General features: G+C 65.7%; 17 protein-coding genes and 1 pseudogene. 7 read left to right on the top strand and 11 right to left on the bottom strand.

Annotated elements, in window-relative coordinates; all coding sequences use genetic code 11:
* Nucleotides 1-6: 6 nt before the first annotated feature.
* From E8M01_RS28685 to E8M01_RS28675, 3 genes are all read right to left on the bottom strand, one after another.
* Nucleotides 7-1,035, bottom strand: coding sequence for a hypothetical protein (locus E8M01_RS28685; protein WP_136963278.1), 1,029 nt, complete (start codon nucleotides 1,033-1,035; stop codon nucleotides 7-9).
* A 96-nt stretch (nucleotides 1,036-1,131) separates the two neighbouring features.
* Nucleotides 1,132-1,800: a PAQR family membrane homeostasis protein TrhA gene (trhA, locus tag E8M01_RS28680; protein ID WP_136963277.1), complete on the bottom strand. Its 669-nt coding sequence runs from the start codon at nucleotides 1,798-1,800 to the stop codon at nucleotides 1,132-1,134.
* A 143-nt stretch (nucleotides 1,801-1,943) separates the two neighbouring features.
* Nucleotides 1,944-2,912 (bottom strand): glutathione S-transferase family protein, encoded by a 969-nt coding sequence (locus tag E8M01_RS28675; protein WP_136963276.1) that lies wholly within the window; start codon nucleotides 2,910-2,912, stop codon nucleotides 1,944-1,946.
* Between the two features lie 458 nt (nucleotides 2,913-3,370).
* Here E8M01_RS28675 and E8M01_RS28670 point away from each other — a divergent pair, with 458 nt between their 5' ends.
* A complete protein-coding gene (locus E8M01_RS28670; protein ID WP_136963275.1) occupies nucleotides 3,371-4,342 on the top strand; it encodes a hypothetical protein in 972 nt (323 codons plus the stop codon).
* Nucleotides 4,343-4,371: 29 nt separating this feature from the next.
* Here the strand turns inward: E8M01_RS28670 and E8M01_RS28665 are convergent, their stop codons facing one another.
* A complete protein-coding gene (locus tag E8M01_RS28665; RefSeq protein WP_246088467.1) occupies nucleotides 4,372-6,111 on the bottom strand; it encodes a sugar porter family MFS transporter in 1,740 nt (579 codons plus the stop codon).
* Between E8M01_RS28665 and E8M01_RS28660 the strand changes: the two genes are divergently transcribed.
* The 5 genes from E8M01_RS28660 (at nucleotide 6,031) to E8M01_RS28640 (ending at nucleotide 11,430) form a co-directional block, all read left to right on the top strand.
* Entirely contained in the window at nucleotides 6,031-7,218 is a 1,188-nt protein-coding gene (locus E8M01_RS28660) for a DegT/DnrJ/EryC1/StrS family aminotransferase (protein WP_246088466.1), read from the top strand. The genes E8M01_RS28665 and E8M01_RS28660 overlap by 81 nt on opposite strands.
* 32 nt (nucleotides 7,219-7,250) lie before the next feature.
* On the top strand, nucleotides 7,251-8,675 hold the full coding sequence (locus tag E8M01_RS28655) for a sugar porter family MFS transporter (RefSeq protein WP_136963273.1): 1,425 nt from the start codon (nucleotides 7,251-7,253) through the stop codon (nucleotides 8,673-8,675).
* Nucleotides 8,672-8,992, top strand: coding sequence for a hypothetical protein (locus tag E8M01_RS28650; RefSeq protein ID WP_136963272.1), 321 nt, complete (start codon nucleotides 8,672-8,674; stop codon nucleotides 8,990-8,992). Before E8M01_RS28655 ends, E8M01_RS28650 begins: the two co-directional genes overlap by 4 nt.
* Complete coding sequence (locus E8M01_RS28645; protein WP_136963271.1) at nucleotides 8,982-10,613, top strand: GMC oxidoreductase; 1,632 nt, start codon at nucleotides 8,982-8,984, stop codon at nucleotides 10,611-10,613. The genes E8M01_RS28650 and E8M01_RS28645 overlap by 11 nt, the downstream gene beginning before the upstream one ends.
* Before the next feature lie 148 nt (nucleotides 10,614-10,761).
* The gene (locus tag E8M01_RS28640; RefSeq protein ID WP_136963270.1) at nucleotides 10,762-11,430 is read left to right on the top strand and encodes a transposase; all 669 of its coding nucleotides are present in this window, start codon (nucleotides 10,762-10,764) and stop codon (nucleotides 11,428-11,430) included.
* Between the two features lie 107 nt (nucleotides 11,431-11,537).
* Here the strand turns inward: E8M01_RS28640 and E8M01_RS28635 are convergent, their stop codons facing one another.
* Nucleotides 11,538-11,876, bottom strand: a complete 339-nt coding sequence (locus tag E8M01_RS28635) for an integrase core domain-containing protein (RefSeq protein ID WP_136958696.1) — start codon at nucleotides 11,874-11,876, stop codon at nucleotides 11,538-11,540.
* 157 nt (nucleotides 11,877-12,033) lie between these two features.
* A protein-coding gene (locus tag E8M01_RS28630) for an IS3 family transposase (RefSeq protein ID WP_136960587.1) occupies nucleotides 12,034-13,187 on the bottom strand; the annotation gives its coding sequence in 2 pieces (ribosomal slippage) (nucleotides 12,034-12,929 and nucleotides 12,929-13,187; 1,155 coding nt in all).
* 21 nt (nucleotides 13,188-13,208) lie between these two features.
* Between E8M01_RS28630 and E8M01_RS28625 the strand changes: the two genes are divergently transcribed.
* Complete coding sequence (locus tag E8M01_RS28625; protein ID WP_425467685.1) at nucleotides 13,209-14,489, top strand: IS30 family transposase; 1,281 nt, start codon at nucleotides 13,209-13,211, stop codon at nucleotides 14,487-14,489.
* On the opposite strand, the gene E8M01_RS28620 is transcribed toward E8M01_RS28625, so the two are convergent.
* From E8M01_RS28620 to E8M01_RS28600, 5 genes and pseudogenes are all read right to left on the bottom strand, one after another.
* Nucleotides 14,419-15,108 carry an IS3 family transposase gene (locus E8M01_RS28620; protein WP_136958697.1) on the bottom strand — a complete coding sequence of 230 codons (690 nt, stop codon included), beginning with the start codon at nucleotides 15,106-15,108 and terminating at the stop codon, nucleotides 14,419-14,421. The genes E8M01_RS28625 and E8M01_RS28620 overlap by 71 nt on opposite strands.
* Complete coding sequence (locus E8M01_RS28615; protein ID WP_136958698.1) at nucleotides 15,105-15,536, bottom strand: transposase; 432 nt, start codon at nucleotides 15,534-15,536, stop codon at nucleotides 15,105-15,107. The genes E8M01_RS28620 and E8M01_RS28615 overlap by 4 nt, the downstream gene beginning before the upstream one ends.
* Nucleotides 15,537-15,730: 194 nt before the next feature.
* Entirely contained in the window at nucleotides 15,731-16,315 is a 585-nt protein-coding gene (locus tag E8M01_RS28610; protein ID WP_170182119.1) for a hypothetical protein, read from the bottom strand.
* A 168-nt stretch (nucleotides 16,316-16,483) separates the two neighbouring features.
* On the bottom strand, nucleotides 16,484-17,839 hold the full coding sequence (locus tag E8M01_RS28605; protein ID WP_136963266.1) for an HlyD family type I secretion periplasmic adaptor subunit: 1,356 nt from the start codon (nucleotides 17,837-17,839) through the stop codon (nucleotides 16,484-16,486).
* A pseudogene (locus E8M01_RS28600) lies at nucleotides 17,836-19,157 on the bottom strand (type I secretion system permease/ATPase). Before E8M01_RS28600 ends, E8M01_RS28605 begins: the two are co-directional and overlap by 4 nt.
* Nucleotides 19,158-19,437 lie beyond the last annotated feature (280 nt).

Raw genomic sequence — 19,437 nt, 5'->3', positions numbered from 1 at the left:
TCACGCCTAGTTGTCGAGCAACGCCTCGGCATGCCCCTTGGCGATGACGAAGGCGGCCTGCCTGCCTTTGTCGAGCGACGGCTCAAGGCCGTCCCAGACCAGCGATCGGCCAAGCGCCTCGATCTCCGGGCGGCAGGCATCGAGGCTTGCCGCCAGCGCCGTGTCGCGCGGCACCATGCGGCCGTCCATTCCGGCACGCATGGCGCCCGCCAGGCACTGCTGCAGGGGCGGCAAGGCCGGACCGGAATTGGGATAACGCGCGGTCAGCTCCTCCTGGCTCAATGCCCCATCGGGCCTTGTGGCGGGCGGCGCGGCCTGGCGCGGCGCGCCAGGCACCGCCGGAGCCGGCGCACGGGTGGCGGGCGCGGTCGCCGGGGCTGAAGCGGCCAGATCGGAGCGCCGCGCGATGATCGCCGCGATGAGCCGGTCACGCACCCGCTCCTCGAGATAACGCTCGTCTTCCGCTGACACCCGACCGCCCCCCAAGGCACCCGACAGGGCTTCGATCGCGGCGCCCAGCTTGGCGTGGCAAACGGACATGGCCCCCCTGGCAATGGATTCGGCCGGCTCATTGCTGCGCAGCATCCGTTCCGCGGCGGCGAAGGCGCAGTCGAAAAACTCGTCGCGGGCCCGCTCGCCTTGCGCTTGTTGAAGCTGGCTGCTGATCTGATCGATCTCGGCCTTCAGTCTTGTCCGCACGGCCCGTTCGAGATCCGCCTCGTAAGGCCCCCGCATGAAGGCGCCGCCGCTGCCCGGACCATAGATCCGGTCATGAGCGATGGACATCGCCGCGAGTTGATCGATGCATCGCGACTTGGCGCGGGCCAGCAAGGGCGGCAGATTGCCGGCGAGCACGGCCCGGGTAAATTCGCGATCCTCGCGCGCCGCGCGACTGATGCAATCGGTCGCGTCGCGGACAAAGGGCAGAACCTGCCGGCGCCGGTCGGCATCGCCTTGGGCGTCGGCTGCGCCGGCGAACACCACGGTGGACACCCCGCAGAACAGGCCCAGGAAAACACGTATGGCGCGCAGCATCGCCATCCCCTCCACCCAAATGCCCATTTCCTAACATGGAGCTCCGGCGGATTGGAAGAGGCCGTTTCCGATTTGTTCACACGGCCTGAAACGCGTTCAGGCGGCGAAAACCACGCCGCTGACGACAGCGCCATATTGGCAGGCGGCGGCGGTCAGCACGAAGCCGTGCCAGATGGCGTTCTGGAACCGCAGGCGGCGCCAGACGTGGAAGATAACGCCGACCGAATAGAGCAGACCGCCGGTGACGAGCAGGCAGGCGGCCGGTGTCGACAAAACCGCGAAGACCTGGTCGACCACGACGACAGCGCTCCAGCCGAGCGCCAGGTAGAGCCCGACGGCGAGCCGGTCGAACCGGCCGGGCGCGGCGAGCTTGATGGCGGCGCCGATCAGCGCCACCACCCAGACGCCGGCGAGCACGCCATAGCTGAGCGTGGTGCCGAGCCGGATCATGAAGGGCGTGTAGGTGCCGGCGATCAACAGATAGATCGCGGCATGGTCGAAGCGCCGGAGCAGCCATTTGGTCGGCGATACCGGCCACATGTTGTAGGCCGCGGAACAGCCGATCACCGCCATCAGCGAGGCTGCGTAGACCGCCAGCGCGACGATCGTCGCAGGCTCGACATGGAAGACCGCGAGCCCGATGAGCAGGGCCGCGGCGATCACGGCGAAGACCGCGCCAATGATGTGGACCACCCCGTCGGCGACGAGTTCGTGCCGGTCATAATGCCAGGTGAGGCCGAACGGCCGGCCGTCTTCGAAGGTCATGGTCCAAGTCCGTGCCGACAAGTCCGTGCCGATAGGTTCAAGCGGACCATGCCCCGGACCCGCGGCAACAGCATGACCGAACCGTCCGCCCGATCAAGGATCTTGCGGTTGAACCTGCTGGATCGCGCAATCCCCGGCTTTGGTCAGCGGCTCGGCGGCGCCTCGAAATCCAGGATCGGTCCCTTCGGAACGATACCGGTCGGATTGATGCGCCGGTGGCTCGCGTAATAGTGCTGCATGATATGGTCGAAATCGACCGTGCCGCGGATGCCGGGCATCTGGAACAGCTCGCGCACATAGGACCAGAGCGCGGGATAATCGATCAACCGCCTGAGATTGCATTTGAAATGGCCGACATAGACGGGATCGAAACGGACCAGCGTGGTGAACAGGCGCCAGTCGGCCTCCGTCAGCCTGTCGCCGGTTAGATAGCGTGAGCGCGACAGGATGCCTTCCAGCCAGTCGAGCGTGTCGAACAGCGGCCCGATCGCCTCGTCATAGGCCGCTTGCGTGCCGGCGAAACCGGCTCGGTAGACGCCATTGTTGAGGGTTGTGTAGATCCGCTCGTTCAGCGCGTCGATCTCGGGCCGGAGTGCTGCGGGATAGAAATCTCCGGGCGCGGCGCCGAGGCCGTCGAAAGCCCCGTTGAACATGCGGATGATCTCGGAGGATTCGTTGCTGACGACGGTCTTCTTCTGCTTGTCCCAGAGCACGGGCACGGAGACCCGACCGGTATAGCCGGGCGCGGCCGCTGCATAGATCTGGTGGAGATAGTCGGCGCCGATGATCGGATCGGCTGTGACGCCGGGGCCGGGCGCGAAGGTCCAGCCGTTCTCGGCCATCAGCCAATGGGTGACCGACAGGCTGACCAGGTTCTGCAGGCCCTTCAGCTCGCGGACGATGGTGGTGCGATGCGCCCAGGGGCAGGCACGCGCGACGATCAGGTGATAGCGCCCGGCTTCCGCCTTGAAACCACCCTCGCCGCTCGGCCCGGGCGAACCATCCGCGGTGATCCAGTTGCGAAAACCGGCTGCGGCGCGCCGCATGCGGCCCTCGGCGTCCAGGGTCCGGCTGTCGTCATCGTGCCAGACGCCATCGATCAACAGGCCCATGCGTAGTCTCCCGGTCGGCTACCGCAGCCGCTAGGGTTCATGTAGTCGCGCAGGCGGCTGCCGCATCTTGCATTTCTGCAGTGCTGGACTTCAGCGGCGGTTTTGACCGAGGCGCCCCTGCGCGCCGGGCGTGAACCGGCGGCGGCACCAGGCCGCTCCCGCGTGGCGTAGACACATTCCGCAATGCGTGGACAGATTTTGCGACAAAGCGACGGAAGCCGTCCGATTGCCCGGACAGTGCACCTTTCTCGTTGCGGCGTTCCGGCCAAAACAATGCAACCGTCATCATGACGGGCGCGACGCGCGCAACTCCGCAGGCCAAGCCCAGCGGCCTGCCGAACGAGACATCCCTGGGGGAGGCAATGAACCAACATTGGCGAGACGCGTCGAATGGCCAGAGAGCCGACGACACGGCCCTGTCACCGTCGACGCGAGCGGGATCAGGGGCGGAGCTCGCCATGAAGCTGCGACTGACGTCGCTTGCCCTGGGCTGCTCGACCAGCAAGGAGCTCTGCGCACGTTTTGCGGCCGTCAATCCGGAGACGGCGTTCACCGTGCAGAACGCCTATAAGTGGGTGCGAGGCAAAGCGACACCGCGGCTGTCGAGCGTCTATGACGATTGGGCACGCATTCTCGGCGGCGGGCTTGCCGCCTCCTTCGTCGCGGCCTCTTCCTTCGACGAGTTCGCCCAGACGATCCGCGGACACCTTCCCGTCCCGGACGCCGCGCTCGCCAAGCTGCGCCTGGATCACCCGACGCCGCCGCCCCTGACACCGCCGGTGGGCGAGGCCTCCGCCAGAACGGTGGTGCGGCAGCCATCATGGCGGCCGAACCATTGGCTGGCCGGGTGCTACCTGGTCATTTCGCTGTCCTGGTCACAGGCGGAGATGGGCAACCTCATACTCGGCCGCGCGGAGATCACGCCCGCCGATGGCGACGACTTCGCCGTCCGCTACACCGAGAGCCTGTTCGGCCAAGACATCACGATGAGCGGCCCGATGCTTTGCGACGGCCGCACGGCGCAGGCGGCATTGCGCTGCAGCTTGAGCCTCAGGACCTATTTTCTCGCGCTCCGTGCGCCCTCCCCACCGGCCAATGTCGTCGGCGGCATCCTCAGCGGCGCAGCCCTCCACGACTTCGAGGCACGTTCGATGGCCGGGCGCGTCGTCCTGATCCGCGATCATCTGGACCGACGCGATCCGCCCCTGCGGCAAGGTTATCTCGCGGCATCGCCGGCTCTCCTGGACGAGCAGATCGGCCATCTCGGCTACGTCGACCCCCCCGGGCGCATGGCCGCGACAACGCAACTGCTCGCCCTCATCCAGGCGACACCGGTGCAGGGCCTGCTCGAGATGCCGCCCGATGCCCTGGGGGCGCTCGGCCTGGACTTCGATCGCATCGCCCCCGGCGGAACACGCGCCAGCCCCTGACGGCCGCGTGCCTGGCGCTGGTCTCGACCTCAACGCGCGGCACCGCCGCCGGCGCCCTTTCCGATGGCGCGCAAGGCGACGCCGGCGAGGACATCCTGCTCGATCATTTCGAGCGAGCGGCCGCGCGTCTCCGGCACGAAGCGAATGCAGACGCCGAACGCCACCAGGCAAACGACCAGGAACAGGCCGATCACGCCGGCCAGGCCGATCCATTCGACCAGCGAGAGAAAGGTGAGCGCGACCAGCATGTTGAACAGCCAGCTCGTCGCCGAAGCCACGGCGATGCCGGTTTCGCGAATGGCGGACGGAAACAGCTCCGCCATGAGCACATAGGGCAGCGCTCCCAGGCTCATCGCGAAGGCCATGATATAGACGCCGAGACCGGCGAGGCCGACCCAGGGCCAGTCGCTTAAGGCCGCGGCCACCACCGCCGCCAGGCCGACGGCCATCACGGCGGAGCCGACGATCAGCAAGGGGCGGCGGCCGACGCGGTCGACGAGGAGCAGCGCCGCCAGGGTCGCAGCAAAGTTGAGCAGGCCGAGGCCGAAGGTCGCGGCCAGCGCCGCGGTTCCGGCCGAGAAGCCCAGGCTCTGGAAGATGCGCGGTGCGTAATAGAGAATGCCGTCGATCCCGCTGAGGTTCTGCAGCACGAACAGGGCGCTGCACAGGACGAGCACGGCGCGCGTGCTGCCGAGCGGGATGACCGACCGCACCGTCGCGCTGCGCCCGGCCGCCGGACAAGGCACTTGCGCCATGTCGGCCTCGAGATCCAGCATCCTGGCCGCACGGTCGTCGACCACGCGCCCCCTGGACCGCAGCCAGCGCGGGCTCTCCGGCAGGATCATGACCACCACGAGGCCAAAGGCCGCCGGCACGATCCCGAGCCCCAGGATCACGCCCCAGGAGGCCCCGGTGAGCCCAAGCGGCGTTCCGTAGGCGATGAGAATGCCCGTGGTGATGGCGAGCTGGAACAGCGCGACAACGGCACCGCGGCGGCGCGCCGGCGTGATTTCGGCGGCATACATGGGCGTGACCATCGACGACAGCCCGATCGACAGGCCGACCAGAACCCTTGCCGCGATCAGCCAGCCATAGGGCGGCGTGGCCAGCGTGATGACGAAGCCGGTGCCGGCGAGGATGAAGGCGATCAGCAGCGCCAGGCGCCGCCCATGCCTGGCCGACAACGGTCCGGCGACGACGGCACCAATAAAACTGGCCCCTGGAAGGCACGCCACCAGCAACTGCTCCTGGATGACGTCGATCGTGAACTGTTCTTTGAGGTGATCGAGCACGCCGGCGATCGAGGCCGTGCTGTATCCGAACAGAATTCCAGAAAATGCCACCATGAGCATCACTAGAACCATCGCAATTGCGCGCATGTTTTCCACTTTCTTCCGACATCTTCCAGCATCAGCTGATAATGCTGATATCGGCATCACACAGATAGCTGTAAGACTATTTCCGGCTGCGATATAGTTCACGCCGCCAGGTATTCCCAAATATTTTTGGGAGCCGTCGAAATGAACAGTGAGTATAGAACGATGGCCACGGACGATTCCGCCACGCTCAACCCTCAGCACCTGCGCCCCAATCGACTTGCGATCGATGGTGGAACACCGGTCCGCGCGGAGCCGCTGCCCTGGGAGCTGCCGGGTGCGCAGTGGATCGGCGAGGAGGAACGGGAACTGGTGGAACGTGTCGTCCTGGCGCGAAGCCCGTTCCGCTTTTACGGCCCCGACCCGCAGCATATGGTCGATACGTTGGAGCAAGAATGGTGCGCCATGTTCGGCCACCGCCACGCGCTCGGGGTGTCGTCGGGCACGGCCGCACTCGCCATCGCGGTTTCCGCCCTGGACATCGGCCCGGGCGATGAAGTGCTCATCCCCGGCTATCTCTGGGTGAGCTGCGTGGCGGCGGTGGTGCGCGCCGGCGCGATCCCGCGGCTGGTCGATATCGACGAGACGTTCTGCATCGATCCCGTCGATCTCAGACGCAAGATCGGCCCGCACAGCCGCGCCGTGCTCTGTGTCCATATGAGCGGCGCGCCCGGCCATATCGAGGAGATCGCGGCGATCTGCCGCGAGCATGGCCTGAAGCTGATCGAGGATTGCGCGCAGGCTGCCGGCGGCAGCCAGAACGGGCGCGCGGTCGGCCGGTTCGGCGATATCGGGATCTTCAGCTTCCAGCTCAACAAGAACATGACGTCAGGCGATGGCGGCCTGATCGTCTGCGAAGACGACGCCCTGTTCCGGCGGATCGTCGCCCTGCACGATCTCGGCTATCCGCGTACCGCAGCGGGGCGTCTCGACACCTCGGACGAGGCCTGCCAGCTCTGGGGCATGGGCGCCCGCATGTCCGAGCTCGCCGGCGCCATGGCGCTCGGCCAGATGCGCAAATTACCCGCCATCACCGCGGCGATGCGCTCGGCCAAATGGCGGATCAGGGGGGCCCTGGCGGGCGTTCCGGGGCTTGAATTCCGCAATGTGCCGGATCCATCAGGCGATACCGGCCCGGTCCTGTTCATGCTGCTGCGCGACGAGGCGACCGCCGCGCGCTTCGTCGCGGCGCTGCGTGCCGAAGGCATTGTCGGTCCGCCCGGCAGCCTTGTCTGCATTTCCACCCGCGAATGGGGACTGCATTGGTATTCGAACATCCCCAGCCTGGTGAACCGCCGCTCCAATGCCCGTGACGGCTTCCCCTGGTCGCACCCCGCGAACGCCTTCGCGGCGGACTATCATTACGGCCACGGCGCCCTGCCGGCCTGCGACGCGTTCCACGCCAGGGGCGCGCTGATCACGATCGGCTCGGTCCTGACCGAGGCCGACGTGACCGACATCATCCTGGCCATCCGCAAGGTCGCAAGCACTCTCCAGTAGTCCGCCGGCTCACCAACAATGGAGAGGCACGCATGATCTATTTCGTCGCCGCGATCGCCGGAATTGCCGGCTTCCTGTTCGGCTTTGACGAGGGCGTCATTGCCGGCTCCCTCCACCTGCTGCGCGGGGAATTCAACATCACCCCCTTCAGCGAGGGGCTGATGACCGCGGCCGTGCCCCTAGGGGCGCTGTTCGGCGCCCTGGTCGCAGGCCGGGCGGTCGAGACATCAGGGCGCCGGGCGCTCCTGCTCGTCGCCGCCGTCCTGTTCGCGGTGGGCGCCCTCCTGTCGGCGCTGATCGTCGCCGTGTGGATGCTGAGCGTCGCGCGCCTGCTGCTCGGCATCGCGGTCGGCATCGCGGCACTTGTCGCCCCCCTCTATATCGCCGAGAGCGCGCCTCCGGCCCGGCGCGGCATGCTGGTGTCGATCTACCAGCTGGCCATCACGCTGGGCATCCTGGGCGCCTATCTCGTCGGTTATGCCTTCTCCGAGTCCTGGCGGACGATGTTCCTGTTCGGCGCCCTGCCCGGCATCGCCTTGTTCGTCGGCATGTTCGTCCTGCCGGATACGCCGCGCTGGCTGGCGATGAAGGGCCGCTCCGCGGAGGCCGGCGCGGCGATTGCCCGGATCCGCGCCGTCGCACCCGAGAGCCCGGTGGTAACGGCCGAACTGGCGGAGATCGCCCGCATCGCCGAGGCCGACCAGCACAAGGGAACCTGGTCCGACCTGTTCGGCCCGGTGATCCGCCCGGCCCTGGTCGTCGGCATCGGATTGTTCCTGCTGCAGCAGCTGAGCGGCATCAATGCGGTGATCTATTATGCCCCCGTCGTCTTCCGCGAAGCCGGTTTCGGCTCGGCATCGACACAATTGCTGGCGACCGTCGGCATCGGCATCGTCAATGTCGCGATGACCGTCGTCGGCATGCTGTTGATCGACCGTATCGGGCGCCGCAGGCTTCTGCTCATCGGATTTGCCGGCACCACACTGAGCCTCGGCATGATCGCCATCGCCGCGGCGACCGACGCGGCCGCGCTCGACGTTCTCGCGCTGATTGGCCTGGTGCTCTACATCGCCGCCTTCGCCGCCAGCATCGGCCCGCTGCCCTGGGTCATGATGTCGGAGATCTTTCCCTTGAACGTCCGCGGCATCGGCATGAGCGTCGCCTCGCTGGCCAATTGGACGTTCAACTTCATCGTCGTCTTCTCCTTCCCCCTGCTCGTTTCCTCCATTGGCCTCGGCGGCGTCTTCGCCATCTACGCGGTGGCCTGCGCGGCCGGCATCCTCTTCACGCTGCGCCGCGTGCCTGAAACCAATGGCGTGGCGCTCGAAGAGATCGAGCGCCATCTCCGGTCCGGCCGGCCGTTCCGCGAGCTTGGAACGCAGCCGCCGGAGCCGGGCCATGGCGGCCTGCAGCCGAGCTATGCCGCGGCCGGCGCGGACAAGGCGGCCAGCCGATGAACGCGGCCCCGACCGTCGAACACCACGATGCCGAAGCGCTGCTCGAGGCGATCATCGCCCTCAGCCCCTACCGCCGCGTGCTGGCACCGCTGCAGGTCGATATCACGCGCATCGCGCTGGCCAACCGGCAGATCAGCGGCGCGCTGGCGGCCGTGATCGGCCGCTCCGGTTTCACCGCCGGCGCGACCCTCCGCCGGCGCGACCTCGGGCCCGAGGCACGGACCTTCGCGGCCTTCCTCGACCATATCCACTTCGCCTCGCCACCGTTCCTCAAGTCGGTCGGCGAATGGCCCGTCGGAGGCCGCCGTGGCGAATGACATGGACTGCGACGTCTGCATCGTCGGCACCGGCGCCGGCGGGGGCCTTCTCGCCCACACGCTCGCCAAGGCGGGCTTGCACGTGGTTTCGCTGGAACAGGGCGACATGCTCGCCGCCGACTATTTCCGCACCGTGGCGCCGGCGGGGCCGGCGCGGGACTTCGGCATCGGCCCGGACACGGTCTGGCCGAGCGACCCGCATGACAGCCTGTTCGTGCACCCGCTGTTCGCCGACGGCAGCACCGGCTCGACCAGCCGCCCTGATGGTGGCTTCCGCCATTTCCAGATCCTGGCGGTCAACGGCCTGCAGAATCTCTGGAACGGCGTCAGCGTCCGCTTCTCGGAGGCCGATTTCGCCGGCTGGCCGATCGACTATGCCGCGCTGGCCGGCGACTATGCCGCCGTCGAGCGCCTGATCACCGTCTGCGGCACGACCGAGAACATCCCGGAACTGCCCGACGGCCATTTTGTTGCCCCCAAGCCCCTGCGGCCGGCCGACCGGATGATCGTCGGCGCGGTGCGGTCGCTGAACGAGCCCTATTCGCACGCCATTGCCAATCGCAAGGCGATCAATACCCGGCCGGGAATGGCCAATTCATGTACTTCGACCGGCATCTGCACCTCGGGCTGTCCGACCGGGGCGATGTACAAGTTCTCGACCCATCTCCTGCCGGAACTGGCCCTGCTGCCCAACTACGAATTGCGGACCCATGCCAAGGTGGCCCGGCTGACGCGCGACACCGGATCGCGCCGTGTCTCGGGCGTCGACTATGTCGATACCCGCAGCGGCGAACAGCGCACGCTGCGCGCCAGGATCGTCGTGCTCGCCGCCGGTGCGCTGGAGAGCCCGCGCATCCTGTTCAATTCCGCTGACGAGGCGTCGCCGACGGGCTTGGGCAATCGCAACGGTCAGCTCGGACGCGGCCTGCAGGACAATCCGAAAGCGGTGCTGTCGACCTCGCTCTGGCGCCTGTGGGGCAAGCGGCGCGACTACGACATCGGCTATGGCGACCTGTTGATCCTGTTGTCGCGGGGACGGCTGCCGGACGGATCGTCCTTCCCGTTCATCGGCCATGCCATTCACGGCATTCCCGATGTTCCGCACTACCTCACCGGTCTCGCGCCGTTTCCGGCCTTCGCGAAGACGCCCTTGGCACGGGCCATGTTCAACAGCTACGTCACGCTCGGCCTGTTCTGCGCGGGCGAAGCCACGCCTGGAAACCTGGTGCGGCCGGGAACCACATTCGACCGCTACGGCATCCGCCAGGTTCACGTCGATTTCACCGTGCCGCCGAAAGCCGAGCTGCAGATGCAGTCCATGATGGATTGGGGCAAAAAGGTCCTGCGCAGGGCCTCGTCGACACTCGTCCACGCCAGCCGCGACAATAGCGGAACCGGCATTCATTATGCCGGCACCACCGCGCTGTCGGGCGATCCCTCGGCGGGTGTCGTCGACGCCAACCTGCGGAGCCACGACCTCGACAATCTCTTCATCTGCGACGGCGGGGTCATTCCCCTGCTGCCCGACAAGCACCTGACCCTGACGATCATGGCGCTGTCCCATCGTCTCGGTCAGCACATCGTGCAAAGGGTCCGTGCGCAGGATTTTCAGGCGGCTTGAGGGGGCTGGGCCGCGACGCCCCAGCGCACTGCGGTCGAATAGCAGGATGGGCGCACGGTGCCAGGCCCGGACGCCCGTCCAAGCGGCCGCCTCATTACGGTGACACGTACCTATTTCCCTTTTCTGTGGATCATGCCAACCTTACGGCATGTCCCGCCTCGCCCGCATCGTCGCCCCGGGTCTTCCACATCACGTGACGCAGCGCGGCAATCGGCGCCAACGCGTGTTCTTTGAGCCCGATGACTACGCGCTTTACCGCGATCTCCTAGCGCAAGCATGCAGGAAGGCAGATGTCGCGGTCTGGGGCTACTGCCTGATGCCCAATCATGTTCACCTCATTCTCGTGCCGGATGCGTCAACCGGCCTAGCGCGCGCACTTAGCGAGACCCATCGACGCTATACCGCCTATGTCAACGCCCGGGCGCGGCAGACCGGACACCTGTTCCAAGGGCGTTTCGGTTCGGTCGCGCTGGACGAGGACCATCTCATGGCGGCGGCTCGTTATGTATCGCTCAATCCGGTACGAGCTGGGCTTGTGGCAAGCGCCCAGGACTGGCCGTGGTCGAGCGTGCGGGCCCACCTCGACGGACGGAGCGACGGCCTCGTCGACATCCACCCACTCCTCAATCGTGTCGGCCGCTTCGCCGATCTGATCGAGAGCGAAACCGATCCCGCACAGACTGCCGCGTTGCGCGCCGCCGAAACGATCGGTCGCCCGGTCGGCTCCAGCGCCTTCCTGCGGGACTTGGCCGCCCGCCTCGGCCGCCAGATCGAACCGAAAAAACGCGGCAGAAGGCCCAGGACAGCGGACGAATAAATAGGGTTTTAGGTACGTGTCACCGTAATTCGAGGGCCCGATAATTGGAGTGCACCCCTTCAATGAGACAGTCGAATTTAAGTGACAGTGGGCATGGGTTGGGGAGTTCAGTCGGATCGAGGGATGGAAAGGTCAGCTTCGAATTCGGTTGGGGGTTTGTAGGCAAGAGCGGAATGGAGCCTCTGGCGATTATAGGTTGTCTCCAGGAACGCGCCGATATTGCGCCTGGCTTCGTCGATTGAGGAATAGGTGTTTGCGTTGACCTCCTCCTTCTTCAGGGTCTTGAAGAAGCTTTCGGCTTTGGCGTTGTCGTAGGGATTGCCGGGCGCGCTCATGCTGAGACGGACAGCATGGTCATGGAGGCGCTTGGTGTAGTCGGCGCTGGCATATTGGGCGGATTCAAACGGTCGTCGCAACACTCTGAAGTTGGAGGTTGCGATGAGCATCCGAAAGCGGCGATCGGCACGGTCTGGACGAGCGCCATTACCTTCACCAGGACGGCCGCCTTTGGCGGGGCGCGATGAACAGATTCGATTCTGGCGGGCGATCGCCGCGGGGCTGAGCAGCGAAGATTGGCCTGCTGCCGGTTCCGTGGACACGTTCCTAAGCTAAATTCGCTTGGTTTTCGAACTCCATCGGACTGAGATAGCCGAGCGTCGAATGACGCCGGCGTGGATTGTAGAAGCGTTCGATGTAATCGAACACGTCAGCCTTGGCCTGATCGCGCGTGCGGTAGACCTTGCGAGCCGTACGCTCGGTCTTGAGCGAGGAGAAGAAGCTCTCCATTGCGGCGTTATCCCAGACGTTTCCGGAGCGGCTCATCGAACAGATGACGCCATTATCGGCCATCAGACGCTGGAACGGCGCGCTGGTGTATTGGCTGCCCCGGTCGGAGTGATGCAGCAGGGCGTCGGGCTTGCCCCGGCGCCAGATCGCCATCATGAGCGCATCGGTGACGAGTTGTGCCATCATCGACGCGTTCATGGACCAGCCAACCACCCGCCGCGAGAAGAGGTCGACAACCGCGGCCACGTAGAGCCAGCCTTCGGCCGTCCAGACATAGGTGAAGTCTGCCACCCACTTCTGGTTCGGCGCCGATGCCTGGAACTGGCGATCGAGCAGGTTTGACGCGATGCCGACGCTGACCCGCTCCCCCGTATCAGGGGGAAGGCCACGGCGCCGCGGCCGAGCGCGAAGAGCTTGACCGTGCATCAGACGTTCGATCCGGTGGAGCCCGCAGGAAACGCCATCGGCGAGAACGTCATGCCAGACCCGGCGAGCACCATAGGTTCTGTCGCTGGCAACGAAGCTCGCTCGCACCTTCGCGCCGATCGCCTCATCGTCCTTGGCCCGCTGGCTCGGGGACCTTGTGAGCCAGGCGTAGAAGCCAGAACGCGAGACCCCGAGCGCCTCACACAACCATGCCGTCGGCCAGATCCCCCGATGTTTCGCGACGAACCCGAATTTCATATCGAGTCCTTCGCGAAGTAGGCCGCGGCTTTTTTTAGGATATCTCGTTCGGCCTTGAGCTTGGCAACCTCGCGTCTCAGCCGCTCGATCTCCAACTGCTCGGGCTTCATCTGGCCCTGGCCGGGGAACGCCTGCTGCGGATCGGCCACAAAATCCTTGGCCCATTTGCGCAGCACGTTCTCATGCACATCCAGGTCGCGCGCCGCTTGCGCGACCGCAACCCCGCGCTCCTTGATCAGCTTCACAGCCTCGAGCTTGAACTCCCGGCTGAACTTTCGTCGTTGCATAGGCCACCTCCGGCTTCACAGTTGACACCCAAACTCGGTGTCCGTGAAACCGGCAGCAGGCCAGATGCTGCTCTCGAAGCCGGAGTGTCGCAGCCTGTAGGAACCAGATGGTTCCGAAAGGCGGGCGGTATGCCACCAGCAATGTTCAGATCCTCGGCAAAGCCGCCTGGTCGTTACCTGTCATTGGTGGAGCGTGAAGAGGTCGCACTTCTTAGGGTGCAGGGCCATTCCATGCAGGAGATCGGGCGCCGCCTGAGGCGAGCCGCCTCGACAATCTCCCGTGAACTGCGGCGCAACGCAGCCACGCGCAGCGGCGGGTTGGAGTATCGGGCGACGACTGCCCAGTGGCATGCGGATCGATCGGCCCGTCGGCCCAAACCGACCAAGCTTGCGCTCAACACAACCTTGCGCACCTATGTGGAGGAGAGACTTGCCGGCGTCGTCGTGGCTCCGAGCGGCGTTTCCGTTCCAGGTCCTGCCGTTCCGTGGAAGGGCCGCCGGCATGGCCCGCGAAAGGATCGGCGATGGGCAAGGGCCTGGAGTCCGGAGCAGATTGCCCGGCGCTTGCCGATCGACTTCCCGGACGACAAGACGATGCGTATCAGCCACGAAGCCATCTATCAGGCCCTCTTCGTTCAGGGCCGGGGGGTGCTGCGCCGCGAACTGACGGCCTGCTTGCGAACAGGACGCGTGTTGCGGGTGCCAAGGGCGCGCGTCCGCAGGCGAGGCAAGGGCTTTGTCTCGCCCGAGATCATGATCAGTCAACGCCCCGTCGAAGCAGCCGATCGAGCGGTGCCTGGCCACTGGGAGGGAGACCTCATCCTCGGTCTTGGCAGCTCGGCGATCGGCACGCTGGTCGAGCGCACAACGCGCTTCACGATGCTGCTGCATCTGCCCCGCCTCGCGGGGCACGGCGAAGCTCCTCGCACGAAGAACGGGCCAGCGCTCGCGGGACACGGAGCTGAGGCCGTGCGCGATGCGATCGCGCGCACCATCATCACCTTGCCCGAAGAACTGCGTCGCTCGCTGACGTGGGATCAGGGAGCCGAAATGGCCCAGCACGATCGTCTCAAAATCGATGCGGGTGTCCAGGTCTACTTCTGCGATCCGCAAAGCCCATGGCAGCGCGGCACCAACGAGAACACCAATGGGCTGCTGCGTCAGTACTTCCCGAAAGGCACCGACCTGAGCATCCACAGCGCCGATGAGATTGCCGCCGTGGCAGCGGTCCTCAATGCCCGACCGAGAAAGACGCTGGGCTGGAAAACGCCGGCAGAGGCGCTTGACGCGTTACTGCCATGAGTGAACACAATCGGTGTTGCGACGACCGTTTGAATCCGCCTTGGACGCCTCTGTCGGAATGATGGATCAGGCTGTCGGGCGGCGGCTTGCGGTGGCGAAGGGCCATGTCGAGGGCTGCGAGAGCCAACTCGGCGCGCAAGTGCTCATCCAGCGCCCAGCCGACGACGCGGCGGGAGAAGGCGTCGAGGATGACGGCCAGATAGACGAAGGCTTCGGCCAGGCGGACATAGGTGATATCCGCCACCCAGATCTGATCGAGCCCCGTGGGGATGAGCGATCGGATCAGGTTAGGCGCGATGCGAAAGCCATGATGGCTGTCGGTGGTTCTGGGCACGAAGGCCTTGGTGCGCAGGGCGAGCAGATTGTCCTCGCGCATGAGGCGCAGCACCCGCTTGGCGTTCACCTCGATGCCCTGGCGCTTGAGCGTCGCGGTCATGGGACGGTAGCCATAGTGCTTGTGCGCGAGGGCGATGCGATGGATGGCGTCGCGCAGATCGGCGTCGGCTCTGGCCGGGGCTTTGCGCTCGAGGAAGCGATAATAGCCGGCGCGAGACACACGGCCGAGACGGCAGAGCTGGTCGATGACGGCGGCGCCTTGCAGGGTGCTGCTCCCGGTCATGGCTTGGATGACCGCGTAGAGCCGGGCACGGACGGTTCGGGCGTCTTGTCCGCGTCCAAGGCCTGCAAGGCACGTTGAAAAAAATCGAGGCCCGCCTGCTGCCGGCCAATGATGCGTTCGAGTTCGCCGATGCGGGCCTGTGCGTTGGCCAGGGCCTGCGCCTGATCGGGCGGAGACGGTTTGGCGGGCGCAGCCAGAGCGGCCGCCAGGCGCCGCGCGCGCAGACCAGGCTTGGGGCCGCGCTTGTGGCAGAGCCCGCTGGCCCCTTCCGCCCGCCACAACGCCCGCCAGCCATAGAGCACCTTGCGGCTGATGCCGAGGCCGCGAGCGACCGCCGCCAGCGTCTCGCCGGCTTCAAGCCGAGACATCGCCGCCTGCTTGAACGAAGGCGGGAAACTGCGTGTGGGAGTCCTGGGCTTGTCGGGCATTCAGCCTCCGAGCGCCCATGTCACCCTAATTCATTTGTCTCACAAATGGGGTGCAGTCCAGAATAGGCAAAATAGGGAATTAGGTACGTGTCACCGTAATTCCGTAATTCCAATCGCTGTATTCGAGAGCAGCCTCTGCAAATACCCATAGTCGATGAATACGGCGGTCTTCGACATCGGTCAGCTCCCCGGCACTATTTCTTGGCCCACGGACCGGCCTCCTGCCGGGCCTGTATTATGACGTCCCTTCGCAGCTTAATGGCCTCCTGAAGGGGATCGGCAGCGCTTGCAACAAAATCGAGCGATTGCGATACACTTACTAGTTCTGGCGTATATAGATAGGGCCCAGTCTCTTCGATCTCCGGGTCCTGCTCTCTTAGATGGTCTTTCGCCCTGCTCCAGAAACCCGGACTCTCTTTTTCAAAGGCATTCTTTGCTTGCTCGATTTGCGCTTGCGTAAATTCATCGACATGAGGCGCCGCTCCAATGTGAGACCATTCGGCTGGCAGGCCTAGTTCCGCGCAAAATTTGCAAACGACCGAATCCAGCAGTACCCACAGTACTCTTTGCGGATATTTTGCAGACCGTACAAACGACAAGTCTTCGAACGCCCGCTCCATTCGAGCCGACAATTTAAACCCCTCTGATTGATTACGATCAAGGCAGGCAAGGTATAATCTAAAATCCTTCCCGATGCCGGGATGCATACGCTCCGCTGCGGCAAGCGCCTCGGCGATTTGTTCCTTTGTGAAATGCTCTACAACACAACTACCGTGCATAATGGCACCTCTGCATATCTTGGTGGGTCGGATTGCATGGTCCAGCTGACCTGGTGACCTTCCTTGGTTTCTCTTCCAACCCATGAAACAAGTCGCAGGACCGCGGCGACGCCACTTCATGGCCAGGGGAGGTTACCAAGGCTCTCTTCTTGTAAGATGACACCAAATTCAATACTCCCGAAAGGCCCGCATCACCTGATCGGTCAGCGGCTTCATCAGATAGGAAAACGTCGTCCGGTCCCCGGTCCTGACAAACGCCTCCGCCGGCATGCCGGGGATGATCTTCAGGCCCTGGAGCTTCGCCAGCTCTCCCTCATCCACCGCGACACGGGCGGTGTAGAAGGTGATTTGCGACTGCTGGTCGCGCGCGACATCGGCTGAGAGGCGCACCACCTTGCCTTCGACTTCCGGGGTGGTTCGCTGCGGGAAGGCGGTCAGGCGGATGAAGGCGGACTGGCCAATGACGACATGGTTGATGTCGTTCGGCTGGATGCGGATCTCGATGACCAGGGCATCGTCGCCCGGCACGATCTGCATGATCGGCTGGCCGGCCTGCACCACGCCACCAAGGGTGTGATAGGCGAGCTGGTGGACATAACCGGTCTGGGGCGCGCGGATGTCGATGCGTTTCAGCTGGTCGTCGGCCGCGATGCGCCGCTCCACCAGTTCACCGATCTTGCCCTGCACTTCGCGCAGGTCGGTTGAGACCTCGCGCCTGAGCTCCTGCTCGATCTGCAGGATCTGCAGCTCGGCCTCGGCGATCCGGCCTTCGGCGCGGGCGCGCTCGGCGACGAACTGGCCGACCTCGCCGGCGAGCCGGGCCGCCTCGCGCTCCAGCTCGACCATGCGGGTGCGCGGCACCAGGTTGCGCTGGAACAGGCCGCCGACATCGACCAGCTCGCGCTGGATCAGCTCGACCTGCTTGCGCCTTGCGGCTTCCTGCGATTGCAGGCCGAGGATCTCCTCGCGGATCTGGGCAATGCGTTCGGCCAGTTGTTTGCGCTGGCCGTCGCGGGCGGCGAGGCGCGCCGAGAACAAGCGCCCCTCGCCCTCGAAGGCCCTGACCACGTCGCGGTCGTCGGCGACCGGTCGCAGCTCGTCCGGCAGGGCGAAGGCGAGACCATCGCGCTCGGCCTCCAGCCGGCCGCGGCGCGAATAGGATTCGTTCAGCTGCTTGACCACGACAGCCAGATTGGCGCGGGTGACGGTGTCGTCGAGCCGGATGACCAGGTCGCCTTCCTTGACCCGCGAGCCGTCGCGCACGCGGATCTCGCCAATGACGCCACCGGTCGGGTGCTGCACGGTCTTGACGTTGGAATCGACCACGACCGTGCCGGCCGAGACCACCGCGCCGGCGAGCGGCACGGTGGCGGCGAGAATGCCGCTGCCGCCAACCAATAGCGTGACCACCAGCAGGCCGAAACGAACCAGCTGGCGGATCGCGCGATCCTGCTCGGCCGCCTCCGAGGCCTTGGCCGGCAGGGCGTCGGCATCGGGCAAGGCGATGGGTGCGGGACCAGTCATGGCGACCTTGTTCCCTTCGTCGGGGCGAGCACCTTGTTCAACACCTCGTCCTTCGGCCCGAAGGCAGCGACACGGCCATCCTTCATGACAGCGACCATGTCGACCGTCGTGATGGCGCTCGGCCGGTGCGCCACCACGATGGCAATGCCGCCACTGTCGCGGATGTGGCGGATCGCCTGGGTGACCGCCGCCTCGCCCTCGGCATCGAGATTGGCATTGGGTTCGTCGAGCACCACCAGAAAGGGATTGCCGTAGAGCGCGCGGGCGAGCGCCACCCGCTGGCGCTGACCGCCAGAGAGCGCAATGCCGCCCTCGCCAATGCGCGTCTCATAGCCGGCGGGGAGCTTGCGGATGACGTCGTCGGCGCCGGTGGCGCGGGCCGCCTCGACGATCGCCTGCGGATCGGCATCGGGCTGGAAGCGGGCGATATTCTCGGCGACCGTGCCGTCGAACAGACCGATATCCTGGGCGAGATAACCAATGAAGCCGCCGCGCGCATCGGCGCTCCATTGCGAGAGTTCGGCGCCGTCGAGCCGGAGCGCCCCCTGAGCGGCAGCCAGGAGCCGGCGAGTACACGCGCCAGCGTCGACTTGCCCGAGGCCGATGGCCCGATAATGCCGAGCGCCTGGCCGGCCAGCAGCGAAAAAGAAATGCCCTGGATGATCGGCTCCTGCGAGCCGGGCGCTGCGGCAAAGACCTGGTCCACCGTCAGCATGCGTTTCGGCGCCGGCAGCGCCATGGGCTCGGCCCCATCGCCGAGTGCGGCCATGGTCTTGCGCAGCCGCGCCAGGGCCTGGCGTGCCGCCACGAACCCTTTCCAATGGGCCACCGCCAGCTCGATCGGCGCCAGCGCCCGGCCCATCAGGATCGAGGCGGCGATCATGACGCCGCCGGAGACCTGGCCCAAAATGACCAGATAGGCACCGAGGCCAAGCATGGCCGACTGCATGAACATGCGGAAGATGCGCGAGATCGCGCCGTAATGGGTGACGACGTCGGAGGCGGCTTCATTGGCCTCCAGGAAACGGCCATTGGTCGTCTGGTAGCGGCGGACCAGCGCCTTCTGCATGCCCATGGCGACAATGGTCTCGGCGTTGCGCTTGACGCCCTCGGCAATGCCGCTGCGCGCCGCCGCCTCGCGCGAGACGATCGCGGTCGGCTCCTTGGTCGCCCGGTCGGTGAGCAGGGTGACGGCCAGGAGCACGACGCAGGCGACCAGCGCGGTCAGGCCGATCCAGACATGCAGCAGAAAGCACAGGCCCAAGAAGATCGGCACCCAGGGCAGGTCGAAAAAGGTCGTCGGCCCGAGGCCCGACATGAAGCCCCTGACGGCATCGAGATCGCGCCCCGGTTGCAACGCGTCCTGGCGCGACCCGGCGCGCACCGGGATCAGCACCATCAGGTCGAAAATGCGCGGCGCCAGGCGCCGGTCGATCGCCGCCCCGATGCGGGTCAAGATGCGCTGCCTGACGACGTCGAGCAGCCCCCTGGACCAGGAAAACGACGAGCAGCATGGCGGTCAGCCCGACCAGGGTCGGCACGCTGCGGCTCGCCAGCACCCGGTCATAGACCTGCAGCATATAGATCGAGCCGGCGAG

The organism is Phreatobacter stygius (genome assembly GCF_005144885.1).
GTDB lineage: Bacteria > Pseudomonadota > Alphaproteobacteria > Rhizobiales > Phreatobacteraceae > Phreatobacter > Phreatobacter stygius.
This window is presented reverse-complemented; position numbering and strand designations above follow the sequence as displayed.